Raw genomic sequence first — 20468 nt, 5'->3', positions numbered from 1 at the left:
AATATGGGGGAGGATAAAAGTATGACAAATTTGAAGAAATTAGTAGGTCTTGGCACTGCTGTATCCATGATGTTCAGTATTGCAGCATGCAGCAGCGACTCGGGGAATAAGTCGGACCCCTCAAATAACGATAGTTCCAAGCACGTCAAACTAACAATGGCGTCCGTGCAGGGAATTGAAGGATTTAATTACACCAATGGCGATGCCGTTGCCAAGTATTATTCCGACAAGTTCAACTATGAATTGGATATGACGGCGCTGAACTGGGACAACTGGAATGAAAGACTCCGGATATGGATCAACTCAGGCGACATGCCGGATATTGCCGTATATAACTATATTCATGCGGATGCCGCTGCTTTTGTAGAGCAGGGACTTGTCAAAAAGCTTCCCGACGACTGGAAAACCCGTTGGCCTAACGTCGCAAAGGTTTATAGCAAAACATCGCTCGGGCCTCAGATGGAAAAAGTGTTCGGCGGGACCTATTTCATTCCAAGAGCGCGGTTTATGGCTAATTTGCCCGGAGACCCCTTGCCGAATCATCCATCCATATATATGCGCAAGGATTGGGCCGAAGCTGTGGGTTTCCCTATCAAGTCCGCCTATACGACCTCTGAGATTATTCAGTATGGCAAACTGATCAAGGAAAAGGATCCCGGCAAAGTAGGCGACAAGTTAATTCCGCTTGCTGAGAATACAAATCACGCCGTTGATTTATTTGTTGCAAGAAACAGCACCCATTACAACAATTTTTACAAAGATAAAGATGGTACGTATAAATGGGGCGGGGCTTCCGAAGATACTTTGAAAGGGCTTAAGGCGTTCTCTGAAGCCTACCGGTCCGGTGTCCTTAGCAAGGACTTCTTCACTGTGAAGAACGAGGAGCATGGCTCTTACTTTGATGTAAAAGGCAATGCGGGAGCTACCTATTTCCAGGCGCCGACATCGGCTCTTCAGACTCATTATAATGATTTTCAGGCAAATATTAAGCTTGACCCTTATCAAAACATTCATATGGCCAATATTTTGGGAGAAGACGGTAAGTATCATCAGGAAGACCTCATTAATTTCTGGGGCACCATCATCTTTAATCCGAAAATATCCGATGATAAATTCGTGCGTTATATGGATGTGCTTGATTATAACGCTACTCCGGAGGGCAATACCATAACCAATATGGGGCTAAAAGATGTGGACTGGACTTATGAAGCCAATGGCAAAGTAAAATCGCTCTATGATCCAGTAAAAGAAGGCAAGCCGCTTGGCGGCGCAAACGGAAAGTATCCTTCCAATGGCTATCTGTTAGGCAGCACAATTCTGTTTGACGATTTCGCATTCGATAACCCTAATTCCGACCAAAGATTACGGGATATGTCAAAGCAGCTTTACGCTGATAAAACGAAATTAGGCACCCCCGACACATTTACAAAAGTTGACTGGGATTTATATACCTACGATTCGCCGAGCAAGAGAAAGGCCCAAATCGATTACAATACGGACTACGCGAATCTTGTGACTATGCAGGGCGATATAGAAGCAAACTGGAAGAAGTGGATTGATTCGAAGATGCCGATCATAAAGCCGGTTCTTGACGAACTGAACTCAAAATTGGCTAAATAGCGAGCAGATGCCGTTCGATTAATTGTCTTCAAGTAGCTGCGGTAAATCCTACATGATTTGCACGGCTACTTGATCTTATACCAACTCTGGCAGAAGGAGTTTCATATGGAGAATATAGTATCGGAAAAGAAGAATTCATCGTTGGAAAAAAATTATTTATCCTTGATGAGTCGCGTATGGAAGTCCAGGGAAATTTACCTCCTGCTAATACCGGGAGTCATTTGGTATATCATTTTTGCTTACATTCCCATGTATGGGTTAACACTGGCGTTTAAAACATATAAAGCCAATCTCGGAATTTTTGGCAGCCCATGGATTGGACTTGAAAATTATACCTATGTTTTCAGAGATCCCGCATTTATTGAATCGATCTGGAAGACGCTGTGGATTAATGCAGGACGTATTCTGTTTCAGTTTCCTATTCCGATTATTTTGGCTCTCATGTTGAATGAAGTGCGTGTGAACCGATATAAAAAGGCGATACAAACGGTTTATACGTTCCCCCACTTTTTGTCGTGGATTATCGTTGCCAGCATTATGATTAATACTTTAAATTTTCAAGGTATGGTAAACGGCATTATCAAAATGCTGGGCGGGGATGCAGTCAACTTTCTGGGCTCCTCTGAAATCTTCAAATCGTTATTGTATATTACCGAAAACTGGAAGTCGGCCGGTTGGGTCATGATTATCTATCTGGCCGCTATTGCAGGCATCGATACGGAACAATATGAATCCGCTCAACTCGACGGAGCTAGCCGTTTGCAGACGATGTGGTATATCACCCTTCCAGGCATACAAAGCACAATTGTTGTTATGTTGATCTTATCAGTTGGAAACCTGATGAATGCAGGATTTGATCAGATTTTTAATATCAGTAATGCTGCAACTGCCAAAGCGGGTGAAATTCTGGACATGTATATTTATCGAATTACATTTCAGTCCGCTGCCGACTTTTCTTTCTCAAGTGCAGTAAGCTTGTTTCGATCTATAATCAATTTTGTTCTGTTGCTATTCGCTGATCGTGTCTGTAAATGGCTTGGCGCGGACGGACTTTTTCCATCCAGGAAGAAGACGGTTCGGGGATAAATCGGATGCGAATATTTAGGGGAAAGGAAAGTGAATATGGCGGAAGTTAAACCGGTACCGGAAAAAGCTTATCAGCATAAAAAAATGCAACCATTGGATATTGTCCTGTTGGTTATTCTCACCTTCTTTGCAATTGCCATCATTTTACCGTTTATCAACGTCACTGCGATATCCTTTTCAACACAACAGGAGTATCTGAAATCGACGGTATTATTGATACCAACGGAAATTACACTTGAAAATTTCAAGGCCTTGTTTGAAGACGGACGCATATGGATAGGCTACCGTTCCACCTTGCTGCTCCTCGTATTAGGATTGCCGCTCAACATGTTTCTGACTACCAGTATGGCTTACGGGCTTAGCCGCCCCGATTTTCCGCTCAAAAGATTTTTCATTTATTTTGTTGTCATTACTCTGTTGTTTCATGGCGGAATTGTCCCCATGTACTTGTTAATGAAGCAGTTGAATTTAATTAATACAATTTGGTCTGTTGTGCTTGCTTATGGAGTTAATTCATTTTATTTAATCATCATGATGAACTACTTCCTGTCGTTACCGATATCGCTTATGGAGTCGGCAAAGCTTGACGGGGCGGGCGAATGGCGGATTCTCTATAGTATCATATTGCCTTTATCCATGCCAATCATTGCGACAATCATATTGTTCTATGCCGTGGACCGTTGGAATGAATGGTTTAATGCCATGATATTCATAAGAAAAGGCAGTCTTGTTGTCTTGCAGCTTGCTTTAAGGTCTATTGTTATCGATTCCCAAATCAGTCAGCAGATGAATATTTCGAATGTACAAACCGATGTAAAGTTTTCGGAAGGTATGAAAATGGCTGCAATTATTGTAACGATGATCCCGATCATGTGTGTATTTCCTTTTTTGCAAAAGCACTTTGTCAAGGGGATGCTGATAGGTGCAATTAAGGCTTAAGTCATACAGGAAAAGAGGGTTTTTTAATGGTTAAGAAGGCAAAAGTGACCGTACACCCGGATTATAAGATAGGCAGGGTAGATAAACGTCTATTTGGTGCGTTTCTCGAGCCGATCGGCAGTTGGGTCTATGGAGGCATCTATAATCCCAAGCACCCGACGGCGGACGACATGGGTTTTCGGCGGGATGTCATAGACGCTGTCAAGGAGTTTGATCTTCCGGCCCTTCGCTTTCCGGGAGGCAACTGGGTGTCGGGCTGGGACTGGAAAGATTCCATCGGACCGCTTGAAAACCGTAAGGTACAGCTGGATCTGGCATGGTTCCAGATTGAGCCGAATATTATCGGCCATGACGAGTATTTGGAGTGGACCCATCGTATCGATGCAGAGCCGATGTACACCATCAATCTCGGTACGGAAGGGATCAAAAGCGCCGCACACTTGGTGGAGTATTCCCGTCATATCGGAGGCTCCTACTGGTCTGACCTGCGCAAGGAGTATGGGCACCCCGACCCCTATCCCATTAAGACCTGGTATCTGGGGAATGAAATGGACGGCCATTGGCAGATAGGGTCCTGGGAAAAGGATCCTGTCGGCTTCGGCATCCGCACCCATGAGATTTCCAAGATGGTCAAATGGATTGACAACAAGGCGGAAACCGTTTTTGCGGGTACCTCCGACCATTACAGGCATTTCCCCGAATGGGAAATGGCGGCGCTTGAGCAGTGCTACGAATCGGTAGACTACATATCCCTGCACCATTACCACTCCGCACCGGAAGGCGACATCGCCAACTATCTCAACATTTCCTCCGTATTTGAGGACTATATCAAGACAACCGTCGCCATTTGTGACTATTTGCAAACCAAGCTGCGCACGCCTAAGAAAATGTACATCTCCTTCGACGAATACGGCTGCAGCTTTGGCAGGCAGGGCGAGGTTCTCTTCGGGCGCAGAGGCTGGCAGGATGTTACCAAGAGTTACTCCCAATTTGCCCCCAGAGACAATGTCTTTACAAGATATGACCCGGAAAATTATGTGGAACGCAGGTTTGGTTCCCATCAAATGCTGAACGCCCTTGCCATGTCTTCAGTGCTTCTGACATTCCTGCGCCATGCGGACCGGATCAAGATAGGCTGCATGACCGGCGGCATTCGAAACGCCCTGGCTTTTAACGGCGCACATGTATGGAAGAACGCGGCATATTATCCATACTACCAGATGAACAAGCTGACCCGCGACGGCATTTCGATCCTGCCCGTGGTCGACGGGCCGACCTTCAATACCGAGCAATTTGCCCTTACGGGCTCTAATCAGTGCCACGCCTACGAAGATGTTCAGGCTATAGAAGCAGCCTCTGTACAAAATGAGGAAAAGGGCGAGGTCTATATCTTCATCATCAACCGGGGGATCGAGGACGACATCGAGGTCAGCCTGGACGTTCGCGGCTTCGATGGCTATAAGCTCGCCGAGCATATTGAGATGTACACTGATGATCTGGAAAAGGGGAACAACTTCGAGAACCAGGATGCGATAAAGCCCGTGAGAAATACCGAAACCAAAATGGAAAGCGGTAAAGTGACAGCCGCAGCCAAAAAGCTTTCTTGGAATGTGATTCGCCTTACGAAATAGACAAATAATTGAAGGAGGAGCATCAAGTATGCTTAGAGTAGTGAAAGTTGAAAACGGCATAGTTCAAGGGCTGCCGGCAGCCGATCCGCGTATAACAAGTTTCAAAGGCATTCCATTTGCCGCGCCGCCCGTAGGCGAGAATCGCTGGCGTGCCCCGCAGCCCGCAAAAGATTGGAATGATGTGTTGAAAGCACATGATTTCGCGCCGGTCTCGATGCAGGTAAGGCAAAAGATCGATGTAAATAACATCTATACCAGGGAATGGGCTGTAGATCCGGACATCCCCATGGACGAGGACTGTCTGTACCTGAATGTATGGACTCCGGCTAACAGTCCCGACGAGAAGCTGCCGGTGTTTGTATGGTACTTCGGCGGCGGGCTGCAGGTCGGTCATACGGCTGAGATGGAGTTTGACGGCGAACGCATCGCACGCAGAGGCATCGTGGTGGTGACGATTAACTACCGTCTGAACGTATTCGGGTTTTTATGCCATCCTGAAATATCGGCGGAGGCTCCGGAAGCTCCCGCAAACTTCGGCCACCTTGATCAGCAGTTCGCGACGCAATGGGTCAAACGCAATATTGCGAATTTTGGCGGCGATCCCGACAACATTACGATTGGCGGACAATCTGCCGGCGGTGGAAGCGTCATGAGCCAGCTTACTTCGCCTCAGAACGAAGGACTCTTTCAGAGAGCGATTATTCAGAGCGGTGTCTCGGCGCCGCTTTACCCGGGAGGCCGTATGCCCAGAGTTCGGCGCAATCTGGCGGAAGCCGAACAAGAGGGTCTGAAATTCTTTGAATTTATCGGAGTTTCCTCCCTTACAGAAGCCCGTAAGCTTGATGCGGAATATGTCCGCGACAAGATGCTGGAATATAATAAGGGGTTCGGGTTCTGGGGTACCGTTGTTGATCAAGTGTTCAATACAGGCAACACATTTGATTTATTCCTGGAAAACAAGCGGTTGATGGTACCGGTGCTTTGGGGCCACACTTCCTCCGAGTTCTTCAGTGTTCCGAATGTCAAGACGCTTGAGGAATTCCGGCAAATGGCTGCCGAAATGTTTGGCGATGATGCCGATGAGTTTCTTGCGCTTTGCCAGGCTCAGTCGGACGACATAGATGAAGCAGTAAATAATGCTTCCGTGAGCGGTTTTGAATATGCGATCCGAATTGCCTCGCAGGCCAATGCGGATACCGGAGCCAATATCCCGCTGTATTATTATAATTTTGATGCGGAAATACCGGGATGGGATAACCCTGGAACCTTTCACTCGGTGGATCTCTGGTTCTTCTTTGAGACCCTGGCCAAATGCTGGAGGCCTTTTGTCGGTCAACATTATGATCTTGCCCGTCAGATGTGCAACTACTGGGCAAACTTCATCCGTTCCGGAGATCCGAATGGACAAGATTCCACTGGAGAGGAGATGCCACAGTGGGTGCCCTATACTCCCGAGGCGCCGTACGGAATGGTATTCAAAGATAAACCGGAGTTTGTCAGAGAACAACCCGGCGATTTAATGAAATTCCTTGTAAAGCAATACTTCAAGAAAAAAGGAGGAAAATCTTTTGAAACTAGTAAACGGTGACTATACCCTTATTCTTCAGGACGGCGGCGTCCAGGTACAAAAAGACGGAGAACTTCTATATTTTAACAGACGCCCGGTCTTCGTAACCCTAAAGACCGCCGTTGCCCTTAGCGAGTTTTATGACACAGCTTACAGCGAGATTGCCGCTTCCGGCAATACAATCACCGCCAAAGGAACGTTAACCGTGCCCTCCGGCTCTGAATTTTCTTTTACAGATACTTATGAAGCAAGCGGCGCCGGATTTAAGGTAAGCAGGAACGTAAAGGTGCTGAAGGCGGGAGATGACCTTGGTTTTTCCACCAAGCTCTCCTTTATAATGACGGAATCGGACGATCCGCATGACTATAACTGTTTCGCGCCCGGTGTATGGTATAAGCAAAATGAATTTGCGCGTGAGCACGCCTTTGGCAAAGACCTGGATTGTGAGTATTTCTGGCGGCTGGAAACCGCTTGCGCCCTGCCTTTGTTCGCCATGCAAAACACCGCTTCGGGTGAAATGGCGGCAATATCGCGTTGGACTTCAGACGTGACCATGCGGTCTCTGGATATTTTACAGGCTGCCAATTATGTGGACCCCAAATTTACGATTGGAGCCGTTGGCATGAGCAAGCCGGAAAGCAGAACCATGAATTATCTGTATTATGGCTTTGCCGTTCGCAAGGAGCTCGAGACGAAAGTCGACGGCTTGTCTATCGATTATGTATACCCGGGCTGCGATGGTCAAATGCCTGCAACAAGAAGGTATGCGGGTCTCGATTTCCAAGATCAATTCAAATCCTTCCAGCGCGTCTGCCACCCGGTGGAGGTCGGTTTCGAGCAAAACTATGCTGTGGCTGTCAATTTCGGACACTATAGCAGCTTCCAGTTTATGATGAAAGACATCTGGAGGGTGACCTATGACCGGATGCGCGACAAGTTATTTGATGTAGATAATGAGCTCCATTTTCACAATTGCATGAAGATGCTCGCCCAATATACGCGGCAGTACGGCGAATCGTACGGGTTGCCCTTCTCCTGCCAGCTGCCCCACATGGATGTATCCAGTGTGTCCTTTCAGTTCGGCTTTGTCGGACAACAGCCCGGAATCGGTTATCAGCTGCTGCGTTACGGACATAAGGAAAACGTGACCGAAGCCTTCGAAAAAGGCGTTAACATCATCGATTTCTGGGTGCGGACGGCGATGACCGAATCCGGCTTGCCGCACATGTGCTACCATCCCGGCATCAAGGAATTCGAGCCGTATCCCCATTATATCCGGATGCTTGCCGACGGGATTGAGGCCATTCTGGACGCTTGCCTCTATATGCGCAAAATAGGCGACCAGCGGCCGGCATGGCTGGAATTCTGTAAAAGAACCGCCGATTGGATTGTGAACATTCAAAACGATGACGGCAGTTTTTACCGCGCATACAATACCGACAGCTCCGTCCGCATGGACTCCAAGGCCAACACACCCAGTGTGATTCGTTTCTTGGTGCAGTTCTATCTGGTGACGGGTGATGAAAGATATAAAGCCGCTGCGATCAAGGCGGGGGAATGGTCTTACGATAATGCCTACTTGAATATGGAATATCGGGGCGGCACCTGCGACAACATGGACATCATGGATAAAGAGGCCGGGATCTATGCTTTGTTCGGCTTTCTCGCCCTGTACGATCTGACCGGTAATGACAGGTGGCTCGAGGGCGCGATCGGCGCTGCCGATTATACCGAAACCTGGACCTATGCGTGGACATTCCCTGTGACCACCCCTTGGCCGAAGCATCCGTTCAACAAGTATTCCATCAGCGGACAGAGCATTATCACCATCGGCGGGGGGGCCGATGTGTATATGGCCGCCTGTTCATATACCTATTACAGGTTGTATGTGATTACAGGTGACGAGCATTATCTCGATTTTGCGGAGTTCATCGATAAGAATACCCGACAGTCCAATGATGCGGACGGAAGTATCGGATATATTATGCCTGGCTTGGGACACGAATCAGGCAACTTTACCAGTCAAGTGCTGCAAAGCCATTATCACTGGCTGCCTTGGTGCACCTATGTGGAAATCGACCCCTCATCGAGGCTGTATGATACCTTTGGCGGCTATGAGATTGCAGATGCTCAAAAGCTCAGTCCGGAGGAACGGGCCAAGAGAAACCGTATCTATGATACATTTGCTGAGATTCAGATTGGAAGCTAGGGAGCTCGCGATATGACCCGGAATCTGACGAAAATCGAATTGCCCCGCCTGATCAGCGACGGTATGGTGATACAGAGAAACGCACAAGTAAGCATATGGGGCTGGGCTCCGGCAGGAGAAGTCATCGCGGTCCATTTTATGGGAAATTCCTACAGCGCCGCTGTTGACGCAAATGGCGAATGGCGGGTACGTCTTCAGACGGCAAATGCCGGCGGGCCCTATGACATGGCCATAGAGACCGATGAAGGTGCGGAAAGAATGATCATCAAAGATATCCTTCTGGGCGATGTATGGCTGTGTTCTGGCCAATCCAATATGGAAATGAAGATGCAATCCCTTCGGGATGTATATCCTGAAGAGATTGCTCAGGCTGGCAATGATTTCATACGACAGTTCCTGATCCCGGTAAAATACGACTTTGAACGGCCGCGAACCGATGTCGAAGCCGGATGCTGGGAGGCGGCAAATCCACAGAGCGTCTTGAGCTTCAGTGCCGCAGGGTATTTCTATGCGTCAAAGCTGTTTGAAACGTATCGTGTACCCGTCGGTCTCATCAACGCCAGCCTGGGAGGGGCGCCTGTAGAATCTTTTATGAGCGAGGATGCCCTTTCGTTATTTCCGGATTATATTGAAACCTTACAAAAGATGAAGAATAAAAATGATGTGGAAGCCATGGTGAAGGAGGATCTGGTGTCCAGGGAAGAATGGTACCGCAATGTAAACCGTAATGACGCGGGCTTGTCTGATGCCGGGAAGCCATGCTTTCATCCGGACTTCGACGCAACCGATTGGCCGTACATCAGGATGCCTTCCTATTGGGAAGAAGAGGGATTGGGTCATTTCAACGGTGTCGTCTGGTTCCGGAAGGAAATAGAAATTCCCCCCTCCCTATTGGGCAACTCCGCAACTCTTTTTCTCGGGAACGTTGTAGATGAGGATACGGTTTATATCAACGGTACTATGGTAGGGACCAAGCCCAACCAATATGTGCCGAGAGCATACGATATTCCGGCAGGCCTGCTGCAGGAAGGAAGAAACACGGTTGTAGTCCGAGTGGTTAATTTCTCCGGGAAAGGCGGCTTTTATAAAGGCAAGCCCTATCATCTGAGAACTGGAGACCGGATCACCGATTTAAGCGGGGAGTGGCAGTACTTGATCGGTGTGAAAAGCGAACCGCTGCCTGCACCCGCCTTCGTTCAATGGCGTCCATCCGGCTTGTACAACGGCATGATTGGGCCGGTTGTCCGTTACGCCATCAAAGGAGTCGCCTGGTATCAGGGAGAATCCAATGCGAAGAAGCCGGAAAAGTACGAGAGCCTGTTCAAGGCATTGATTGCCGATTGGAGAAAGAAATGGGGCTTAGGCGATATCCCCTTCCTATATGTTCAGCTGCCAAACTATATGGAGCCTTCGGACAGACCTGCCGCAGGCAAATGGGCGGCATTAAGGGAGGCACAGCGGAAGACGCTTGCCGTACCGAATACGGGAATGGCTGTTACCATTGATATTGGAGAATGGAACGATGTTCATCCTCGAAATAAAAAGGATGTGGGAACCCGGCTTGCACTGGCGGCACGGAAAGTCGCCTATGGAGATGAAGCAGTCGTGGCTTCCGGGCCCATGCTCCGGTCTGCGAAGATAGATGGGAACCGGATCATATTGTCCTTTGACGATAGGGGCAGCGGATTAGTAGCCAAAGGCGGGGACAGGCTGAGACATTTCGCCATAGCCGGGGCCGACCGGTCCTTCGTATGGGCGGATGCCAGGATTGAGGACGAATGTGTAGCGGTATGGCATAGCCGGGTGCCCAATCCCATCTATGTAAGATATGCATGGGCCGATAATCCCGAAGGGGCCAATCTGTATAACCGGGAAGGCTTGCCTGCTTCGCCGTTCACAACGGAATCGCTAAAATGAAGAAATTGGGGAGGTAAAAAAATGCAGGATCATTATTATGATACCCTGCCGGATGGTACCAGGTTTTCGTTTTGGCATCCGCAGGAAGAGTATGGTAAAACCTATTATGTGAAACAACAGCATCCCCAAGCAAGCGATGATAATCCTGGAACGGAAGAGCGGCCGTTCAAGACGATAAATCGGGCTGCACAGGCCTTGATGCCCGGTGAGCGCGTCGTTATCGGCGAAGGTGTATATAAGGAATTTGTACGGCCAATCCGCGGGGGTACAGGACCCGATGCCATGATCAGCTATGAGGCGGCTCCCGGTGAACGAGTGGTCCTGTCCGGACTGGAGAACTGGCATACACAGTTTGTTCCGTCTGAAGGCTGGAAGAAGACAGGACAATTCGGACAAAATCTAATCGTGGACACCTTTGATGAGCATGCGCGTGTTTGGCAGGGCAGCCTGGATTTTAAGAGCTTCGAGGATGCCAATCCTTTCGCAATGCTGAACGTGCCTCCGCATCCTTTCGGCGACTGTACGTTCTTGTTCCACAAATTGCCGAAAGCTATGGACTACAGAGAGTTTATGATGCGCCGGGGCTTGCTGTTCTGCGACGGCAGGCTGCTGCGCCAGGTCGAGATTTATGCAGAGCTTTGGCAAAGCCCGGGCACGTATTGGGTTGAAGACGGAGGGCTTACAATCCACTTCAGATTGTTTGATGATGATGCGCCTGAGAATCATACGCTTTCCTATACGGCTAAATCGCAGTTGTTTGCTCCTTCAGAGCCATACTTCGGATACGTAAGAGTAAAGGGGCTTACCTTTGAATATGTCGGCAATGGATTTCCAGGATCGCAGAAAGGCGCTTTATCCACTTATTGCGGTCATCATTGGGTCATAGAAAATAATACCGTCCGGTGGGCGAACTCGATCGGAATCGATACCGGTCATGAAAGCCCGATGCGTCAATCGGATAAACCTTCCGGTTTTCATATCATCCGGAATAATCTGATTACCGATTGCGGTTTATGCGGTCTTTGCGGTGTGCCTGCATCATCCACCGGCTATGAAAGTGTGCTCATTGAAAACAATAGATTTGAAAGGAACTGTTGGCATAACACGGAGATTTTGTGGGAGTCGGGCGCCATTAAGGTGCATGTCACTCGCAATAGCCTGATCCGGCACAATATGATCGTGGACAATATGTATGGTCCTACGATCTGGACCGACTATAACAATAGAAATACGCGTATATGCGGAAATGTCGTCATCGATGCGAAGCATACTCTGTTGGGTTCCATTTTTGTCGAGGCATCGCATTACGTCAATAAAGTAGACAATAATGTCATTATTAATGTCGGTGCAGACTATACGATGATGCATTCCGGCAAGATCGAACCGGGAGGGCATCCTGATGCAGAAGGCGGGGGCCATGCCATATACGAACATGACACAGACTACCTGATTGTGGAGAATAACTTTGTCAGCGGCGCCCAAGGGTCAGCTATTTTTATGAACAACGACGGTAATCCCGACCGGATCGTTAACGGACGAGGCTCGCTAGGCCGGAAATTCAAGATCCTGGGCAATATTATCGATAACTGTCACGGAGCTATCCTGTTACCTAACGAAGATAATTTGAGCGACTATAATATATTTGGTAAAATATTGAATAGAGGCGGCTCGTGTCGGCTACAGCACAGAAACCAACGGTTTAACCTCCGTGCATGGAGGGAGTTTCTGGGCTGGGACGTGAACGGGAAGGAAGCAACGGTCACTTCCCGCGTGGATAAGGATGAACTCAGGCTGGATCTTCGCATCGAATGCGGACAGAAGATCGTAGAGCAATCGATCGATTTGTCAAAACCGTTCACGATCAAAGAGCTGGTGGAGCAGTTTGAGTAAAGCGTTTTCATTTCGTTGGGTTCCAAAAGATTGCGGGAGGGCTGTAAAATATGAAAATTACGGAAATTAAAACCTATCTGGTATCAACACTCAGACAAAATTGGTTGTTTGTCAAAGTATTGACGGATGAGGGAATCCATGGCTGGGGAGAAGCTAGCGTGGAAGGGCAGGAGAAGGCGGTTGAACAGAGCATTCATGTATTGGCGGAGCGCAGCGTCATCGGAGACGATCCCCGCAATATCGAGAAAATCTGGCAGAAGATGTATCGCCACGGATTTTGGAAAGGCGGATTTATTTATATGTCTGCCATAAGCGCGATCGACCAGGCGCTGTGGGATATCAACGGCAAGCTTTATAATGTGCCGGTATATATGCTTCTTGGCGGAGCTGTGCGGGACAAAATCCGCACCTATACGCACGCAGGTAACGCGGAATCCGCATTGAAGGCGATAGAAATGGGCTTTGACGGTATTAAAACGGGAGGCGGGAAAAGCGGGCCCACTTACGACCCGGCATCCGATATCGAGTTCTTGGATGAGAATCTTGCAGCGATTCGCAGGGCGATCGGTAAGGATAAGGTGATCTGTATCGACAGTCATGGTCAAGCGGCTCCGGCTGACGCTATCAAGCTGCTCGAGGTAGCCGCTAAACACAATGTCTACTTTTACGAAGAACCGATCCCTCCCGAAAACTCTGCTGCGTATAAGAGAATCCGCAATAACTCGAGCAAAGTCCCGATAGCGGCAGGTGAACGCTTATTCAGTCGTTTCGAGTTTCGCGAGATTGTCGAAAACCGGCTGCTTGATATTGTACAGCCTGATATTTGCCACTGCGGGGGTATTACAGAGATCCGTAAAATTGCTTCGATGGTGGAGCCGTATCATATCAAGTTCGCTCCCCATAACCCTAACGGGCCGGTTGCAGCGGCAGCGAGTCTGCACGTTAGCGCCGCCACCCAAAATTTCGATATTCTGGAGTTTGCGGCCCATTCTGTATACGCACGGGCGGACATCTACAATATGTCGCTTAAGCCTGAAAACGGGTATTTTCCTCTGCCGGAAGGCCCTGGTCTGGGGATAGAGCTCGACGAAAAGGCGTTTGAAAAATATCCATATATATATAAGCAGTATGAGCCGCGTTACAGCCTGGATGGAAGCGTCGCTGAAATTTAGGTCCACTCTTTATAGAATCAGATTGGTTATATAGGAGGGGAGAAAGGTTCATGAGAAACGGGAAAGTGGCCCTTGTAACCGGTTCCAGCAAAGGGATCGGGCGCGGGATTGCATATGCGCTTGCCGGAGAAGGGTATGATATCGCGGTCCACTCTCATTTTTCAGATAAAGAAGCGCTTGAGGTAGTGGCAGATATTGAGGCAATGGGGGTTAAAACCTGTTTGTTGGAAGGCGATATGGGCGACCCCGATGTTCCGGAGAGGCTTGTGAAAGAAACGGTAGAGAGACTGGGCAGGCTTGATGTGTTGGTCAGTAATGCCGGATTTACTGTCTTCCAAGGAGTTTTGGATATTACAGTTGAGAGCATGGATGCGCTCTATCGCGTGAATTTCCGAGGAATGATTCTTGTGGGGCAGGCCGCCGCAAAATATATGGTTCAGGAAGGTATAAAAGGAAGTATCTTGTTTAACACATCCGTACGCAGCTTTTCGCCCCATGGCAGCGATGGTGTATATGGTTCTTTGAAAGCGGGAATGAATCGCATGATCGAATCGTTCGCTATTGATCTGGGGAAATACGGAATTCGTGTCAATGGTTTTTCGCCCGGCGTTACAAACGTCCGCGCACCTGAACCGGAAGACGAGGCGGTACATCCTTTCTATAAAGATTCGCACCGCTTTATTCCACTGAGGCGAAATGGCTATGCGAAGGACATGGGGGGAACGGTAGTATGGCTTGTTTCCGATGCCGCTTCCTATGTAACGGGTCAGGTTATTCGGGTTGATGGGGGATTGTCGGCCGTAGGAACGCCGGAAAGCTTTAATGAGCTGATGGACTTCTTTGATGTAAAGGATATGATGAAGGATACGCCCTGAATAATAATAAGGACGGCAGGTTGGCTTGTTTGAGGCACGATCCAGGTACGCTAAAAGCGGCTTTACATAGAGCGAAAGGCAGGACAGGTTGAATGCTTTGGCGATGGCTATTTTTAAGAAATCCGCCGCATCGCCGATCGTCATGCCTGCAGAGGCTCGATGTCGAGCCGCGGCACCTGGTTTGATAGAAACGATTTTAGAACTTACGTTGTATCAAAAGAAGGAGAGCGAAATATACTTGTCCAAAGCGAAATTTGCGGCTCCCAATGCTCCGCCGATTTCTTTGAATCTGGATGTCATAACAACCGTTTCGCTTGAAAGAGGATGCATCGCGCGCTGCCGCATCGTTTTCATGGCGGTTTCGACAAATAGAGAACTTGCGTTTGGGACGAAGCCCCCTAGAATAATGGCTTCGGGATTAAAGGTGTTCAGCAGATTGGCCATGGCGATGCCCAAATAGTCCGCCGCTTTTTTGACAACTCCAATCGCCAGATCGTCACCGTTTTCCGCAGCTGCACATACGTCTTGAGCTTTTACCAATTGAAGGTCAATGCCTCGATCGGTAAACGACTGCGTATGGTTTGACTGGCGGATGGTTTTTCGATATTCTTGTTCGATTGCGGGTCCCGCCGATAACAACTGCAGGCATCCATGATTACCGCATGGGCATAAAGGGCCGTCCGGTTCGACGGTAGTATGTCCAATTTCTCCGGCTCCTCCCCTCGGCCCTGATAATAGCTGCCGGTCGATATACAGTCCTGCTGCGATACCCGATCCGACCCCGATATAAATCATATGACGATACTGCAGGTCTCCCCCGTACCGGCATTCTGCCAAGCCTCTGGCTCGGTGACGGTTGACCACAACCGTAGTTAATCCTGTTTCATTCTTCATTAAACCGCCGACGTCCACGTTGTGCCAACCCGATTCCGCAGCGCTTCGAATAACATTCGATATGAAGGTTAAGGTCATTATGGGCAAAGAGCCGATTGAGTCTTGGGACAAGTTGGTGGAGCAGCTGAAGGCGGATCCGCAATATCAGAAAATCACGGAAGAATTCAATAAATCGTACCAAGAGCGCGGTGGAAAATAGGGGAATAATCGGAAGCCGTTTCAATCAGCAATGAAACAATAGCGAATGGGATTACAGGGAGGACCAGCTTGCTTAACCGATTTCTACAGCCGAGGTTGTTTTGAAAATCACATCTTTATTGCACTGCTTTTGTGTAATAAAGATGTGATTTTTTTTAGATGAAGTTTTGATGCGATACGAGGATAGTTTCTGCAAAACCGTTTTGTGAAGAGGGTCCTTCCGAGTTCATTTTGACAATCTTTCGACGGGTTTCGGACAATGAATGACTTTTCTTTGGATTTCAAAACTTCTAACTAAATGTCACTTGTATGACACTCGGTGTATTGATTAGCATTGAAAAAAGTACATGTCCCATTTATTTTTGTTGTTTTTAAGCATATAAACTTATTTATTTGATCCGAGAAATCTGTGAAAGGGCGGGATATGTCACTCATACGATGAACCTGCGATCGACCGGCGGACCATAAGGCGGCGGCTCATAGCAAATAGCCTACTACTTAAGGAGGAGAAGCATGACTAAAGTATTTACGAATCGATTGGAACGATTTACACAGCAATTGTTAAAGGCTGCCGGATTAAACGACAGCAATGCCGCGACGGTAACGGACGTTTTTATGAGAGCTACCTTGCGCGATGTTGGCCATCACGACATCTATGAGCTCCCCGGAAGAATCGACGGATTGCTGTCGGGCAAAGTGAAAGCAAATCCGGAAATATCTTTAATCCACAGCTTTGGAGCGTTAGAAAACTATGAAGGAGACCAAGGATTAGGCGAACTATGCGCATCGTTTGTCATGAAGCGAGCGGAGCAATTGGCGGAACGGTTCGGAATCGGCTTGTGCTCCATTCGCAACACGCATCATATTCTTGCTTCAGCGCCGTATGTTGAAGCTTCCGCGGAGAAGGGCTACATCGGCTATATCATCACCCGTGGCGCTCCTACCATGGGGGCGCCAGGGAGAAAGGAAAAGGTGATCGGCACGAGTCCGATGGGGTATGCCGTGCCTACTGACAAAGGTTATCCGCTCATGTTCGACGCTTGTCTGGCTTATACCTCAAACGGCGTGCTGGCCGAGAAAATCCAGGCCGGCGAGCGAGTACCCATCGGCTGGGGCCTAGATGCCGAAGGAAATCCGACGGACGATCCGGCCGCCATTGCGAAAGGAACTCGGTTGCCAATGGGCGGGCATAAAGGTTTTGGACTAACTCTGCTGGGCGAAGTGCTGACCGGAATCCTATCCGAGGGCCAGATCGTCGATGAGCCTCAGTCCGGGACCGGTGTTATAGGTGTGCCTTCGCATACGGCGCTTTGTATTAAAGCGGACGGCCTCTTCGGAGCGGACACCTTCAAGAGAAGAGTGTCCGAAATTATTGATCGAATGGAGCGGCGCGCTTCAGGCTTGCAAGTCCCCGGTCAAGGCTCGCATACCAGGAAAATGAAGATTATATGCGAGGGAGCCATCGACCTGAAGGAAGAGCTAGTCAACAAACTCAACGAACGCGCCCGAAGCCTGCAGCTTGAGACGTTGGCTTAATTGAGTGCCGGGACTGTCCGATACAATAATGTTCATGTTACACTTGTTTGAAAGGGAGTATGTGGTCTCTCTGGATATTGTTAGGACTCTGGGCAGGCGTCGTTTTTAGAAGGAAAGGAGGTTGCGCTCCCGAAGGAGATAAATTTCTTTCTCCAAGCATGTCGTCCTTAGCTTTTCTGAAAAGGCCGCCTGAAGGACGGCCCACAAGATGACGAGAAATGGGGGCTGTCTTCTGCGAACAATTCGCATCCCGAAATTCCGCAATAATCTTTTAAACCGTTTGATATGGCAGTGTTGTATTTCTATCTGTGTAGCCGTTATCGTCGTTGGGACAGTTTACTATCAGGTGTCTATGTCGCAGGCCGAACGTCAAGCTATGGAGCAGAGTCAAACCAGTCTGGCTCGCATAAAGGATAGTGTAGAGAGCCTGCTGCAGGGGGTGGAGAACGATTCGCTGCAGTTGGCTGTAGATCCGCTGCTGACCGAATCCTTCACTAAACCGGATTACGAGAACAATTTCTTTTTTCAACAGGATGTCATCAAGCTGCTATCCAGAAAAAATTATTTTAATTCGATTATTAAGGAGATTATCTTTTATCGCATCAATGATGGATTTCTGCTGTCCAGTGAACAAGGTCATATTCAATTGAATCGGTTCAAGCAGGCAGACGATATCCAACGTATCTTGAACGGTTCGAGGTACAATCATTGGATGCGCTTGCCGCAAAGTCTCGAAAAAAGTATGATCACGTTCACACGGGAGGTGCGAACTTCCTCCGACTCCGTTGTACACGGCTTTCTGATTTACCAGGTCCAAGTCTCTATCCCCCCGCTTCAAAATTTACAGGCGGTGCCGGGCTGGTCGTCCCGACTGTATGTTATCGATGACGAAAAGCGAATTCTGTTCGGCACGACGAATGAATTGCCCGTGCGGTTTGCCTCTCCCCAAGTGGAGGCATTTCTGAATGCCAAAGATGCCACTGCAAGCCAATATATCAAGGGAAAACTATACACCTTCGTCAAAACCGCAATCGGTAGAGAGTATATATCGTTAACGCCGCGAGAAAGTATTGCCAACGAGTTCACCTGGATTCGCTGGCTGACCGCTCTTATCGTCAGTGTTGTGCTGATTTGCGGTATTAGTGTAACTCTTCTGAACCTGAAGCTGATTTATAATCCCATTGAACAGCTCATCCTTCACGGAGAACAGGCCAGCCGAGGGAGAATTAGCCGTCAGGGAAATAATGAGATCGCTTTCATAAAAGACTGCTTGACCTACCTAAAGGATGAGACAGACAAAATCAGAGAATATGTCTCTCATATTCAGCCTACTGTTCGGGAAAAATTTTTGCAAATGGTGCTTGAATGGAACCCTCTTATCCGGCATTCCATTGAAAGCGAGTGTGAAAAATTTAACATCCGAGTACATGGAACCTACGGTGTCATCGTGATTGATGCCGAGAATCTGCATCGGCAGAACCGCTTCCTTAGAGGAGATCAACCTATCATCGCATATGCGGTAACAAATATGCTTAATGAGCTTCTGAAATCGGGGCAGTTCCCATTGGACGGCTATGTCGTAATGAGCAGCGAATGGAAAGCGATTGCAATTTTGCATCCGACCCGGAAAATGTCGCCGGAAAACGTTCCAGCCTCTATAAGACAATTCTCCACCGCTCTCTGCAGTCGTATGGACGAAGTGATGAAAATTCAGATAGCCGTCGGAATTGGACGGATTTACAACCACATTGCGGATATTTCGGTAGCGTACCAAGAAGCTAAGATGGCGCTGCAGCGCAGGATTTACGGTAATCAGGAACGCCTTCATTTCATCAGCGATTCGGACAAAACCGCGAAATCGTTTCCGCAGCTGTATCCGAATACGGTGGAAAAGCAAATGATCGAGGCGCTGAAATCCCGTGAGCTGCTCGAGGGCAAGTCCGCAGTGGTTAATTTTTCAAACAAAATCTGCGGTTCCGAGAACGCTGCTTTCATTTCACAATGCTATAACGTGCTGCTTGCTTCCTTGTTAAATTCGCTTCAGACGGAGGGCGGGAATCTTTATAATGTGCTTAGTGAACATGCTCTATTCGAGGAGCTGCGTGAACGACAGACTTCTTCTGAGATTCATGATTGGTTCACGGAGCGTTTTTTCCCGGTTTATCTCAAAGCCTTATCCGAAGGAAATCATGTACGCGGCAAAAATGCTGTGATGCGAATCATGAAGCATATTCGCGATAACGCATTAGACAACCCTTCTCTTGTGCAATGCTCAGAGATGGTCTCCATGAATCCGTCATATATCAGTCATATTTTTCGTATAGAGACAGGAATGTCTTTTGTGGAGTTTCTTACTCAGTGCAAATTGGAGGAGTCCAAGAAGATGCTCAGCCACACTGATATGAATGTAGGAGAGATCGCATCTAAGGTAGGGTTCTCAGAGCGCCACTTCCTCCGTGTATTTCAAAAACATCTAGGGATTACCCCGAGTCAATATCGCGCGATGCACCGCTAAGAACCAATTGATGACAAAGGTACGACAATACTTTGGTTCGTTAGGGATCCAAAGTATTGTCACTGTCACGACACTTTTGTTTGCCTTACAATACGTGTGCAAGACTAAATCATGAAGAACAAGTCCAGCGGTATGATGTCAAGTCCCTGATTCAATCGAATTGGAAATTTTCTTGGCCGTAAAGTAGATCAGTCAGGAAAAATGGACGCATCAAATCAGACCCAGCCTAAAATCCGATTTTTTACCAGAATTTTACTGGGAATCCATGAAGGACTTTGACAAAGGAGGCGTTATCCCTTCGCGTTGTTCACCTTCCTCCGTGGCGTATAAAGTTGGTCGTTGCGTAGCAGCACATCGACCAGACGCACAAGTTTTCTTGCCGTTAAGACGAGGGCGCGTTTGTGTTGGTGCTTGGGAAC

13 protein-coding genes are annotated in these 20468 nt (G+C 48.2%); 12 read left to right on the top strand and 1 reads right to left on the bottom strand.

Translation table 11 applies throughout. The annotated features are described in order from the left end of the window. Nucleotides 1-21: 21 nt before the first annotated feature. From E1757_RS31280 to E1757_RS31235, 10 genes are all read left to right on the top strand, one after another. Nucleotides 22-1620 (top strand): type 2 periplasmic-binding domain-containing protein, encoded by a 1599-nt coding sequence (locus tag E1757_RS31280; RefSeq protein ID WP_133235723.1) that lies wholly within the window; start codon nucleotides 22-24, stop codon nucleotides 1618-1620. Between the two features lie 105 nt (nucleotides 1621-1725). Beyond that, the gene (locus E1757_RS31275) at nucleotides 1726-2706 is read left to right on the top strand and encodes an ABC transporter permease (RefSeq protein WP_133235721.1); all 981 of its coding nucleotides are present in this window, start codon (nucleotides 1726-1728) and stop codon (nucleotides 2704-2706) included. Between the two features lie 36 nt (nucleotides 2707-2742). Then, the gene (locus E1757_RS31270) at nucleotides 2743-3645 is read left to right on the top strand and encodes a carbohydrate ABC transporter permease (RefSeq protein WP_133235819.1); all 903 of its coding nucleotides are present in this window, start codon (nucleotides 2743-2745) and stop codon (nucleotides 3643-3645) included. A 26-nt stretch (nucleotides 3646-3671) separates the two neighbouring features. Continuing rightward, a complete protein-coding gene (locus E1757_RS31265; protein ID WP_133235719.1) occupies nucleotides 3672-5276 on the top strand; it encodes an alpha-L-arabinofuranosidase C-terminal domain-containing protein in 1605 nt (534 codons plus the stop codon). Between the two features lie 28 nt (nucleotides 5277-5304). Further along, nucleotides 5305-6864, top strand: coding sequence for a carboxylesterase/lipase family protein (locus E1757_RS31260; protein WP_133235717.1), 1560 nt, complete (start codon nucleotides 5305-5307; stop codon nucleotides 6862-6864). Then, a complete protein-coding gene (locus tag E1757_RS31255) occupies nucleotides 6845-9052 on the top strand; it encodes a hypothetical protein (RefSeq protein ID WP_133235715.1) in 2208 nt (735 codons plus the stop codon). The genes E1757_RS31260 and E1757_RS31255 overlap by 20 nt, the downstream gene beginning before the upstream one ends. Nucleotides 9053-9064: 12 nt before the next feature. Further along, on the top strand, nucleotides 9065-10969 hold the full coding sequence (locus E1757_RS31250; protein ID WP_133235713.1) for a sialate O-acetylesterase: 1905 nt from the start codon (nucleotides 9065-9067) through the stop codon (nucleotides 10967-10969). A gap of 21 nt (nucleotides 10970-10990) precedes the next feature. Beyond that, nucleotides 10991-12859 carry a right-handed parallel beta-helix repeat-containing protein gene (locus E1757_RS31245; RefSeq protein WP_133235711.1) on the top strand — a complete coding sequence of 623 codons (1869 nt, stop codon included), beginning with the start codon at nucleotides 10991-10993 and terminating at the stop codon, nucleotides 12857-12859. Between the two features lie 50 nt (nucleotides 12860-12909). Further along, a complete protein-coding gene (dgoD, locus tag E1757_RS31240) occupies nucleotides 12910-14031 on the top strand; it encodes a galactonate dehydratase (protein ID WP_133235709.1) in 1122 nt (373 codons plus the stop codon). A gap of 50 nt (nucleotides 14032-14081) precedes the next feature. Next, complete coding sequence (locus E1757_RS31235; RefSeq protein WP_133235707.1) at nucleotides 14082-14906, top strand: SDR family NAD(P)-dependent oxidoreductase; 825 nt, start codon at nucleotides 14082-14084, stop codon at nucleotides 14904-14906. Nucleotides 14907-15119: 213 nt separating this feature from the next. On the opposite strand, the gene E1757_RS31230 is transcribed toward E1757_RS31235, so the two are convergent. Continuing rightward, the gene (locus E1757_RS31230; RefSeq protein WP_246079673.1) at nucleotides 15120-15878 is read right to left on the bottom strand and encodes an ROK family protein; all 759 of its coding nucleotides are present in this window, start codon (nucleotides 15876-15878) and stop codon (nucleotides 15120-15122) included. Nucleotides 15879-16511: 633 nt separating this feature from the next. Here E1757_RS31230 and E1757_RS31225 point away from each other — a divergent pair. After that, the gene (locus tag E1757_RS31225; protein ID WP_133235703.1) at nucleotides 16512-17534 is read left to right on the top strand and encodes an Ldh family oxidoreductase; all 1023 of its coding nucleotides are present in this window, start codon (nucleotides 16512-16514) and stop codon (nucleotides 17532-17534) included. A 208-nt stretch (nucleotides 17535-17742) separates the two neighbouring features. After that, nucleotides 17743-20049: a helix-turn-helix domain-containing protein gene (locus E1757_RS31220; RefSeq protein WP_133235701.1), complete on the top strand. Its 2307-nt coding sequence runs from the start codon at nucleotides 17743-17745 to the stop codon at nucleotides 20047-20049. Nucleotides 20050-20468 lie beyond the last annotated feature (419 nt).

It is taken from the genome of Paenibacillus piri (assembly GCF_004354045.1).
In the GTDB taxonomy this organism is placed as follows: domain Bacteria; phylum Bacillota; class Bacilli; order Paenibacillales; family NBRC-103111; genus Paenibacillus_S; species Paenibacillus_S piri.
The sequence above is the reverse complement of the archived record's forward strand: the minus strand, read 5'-3'. Positions and strand labels throughout refer to the sequence as shown.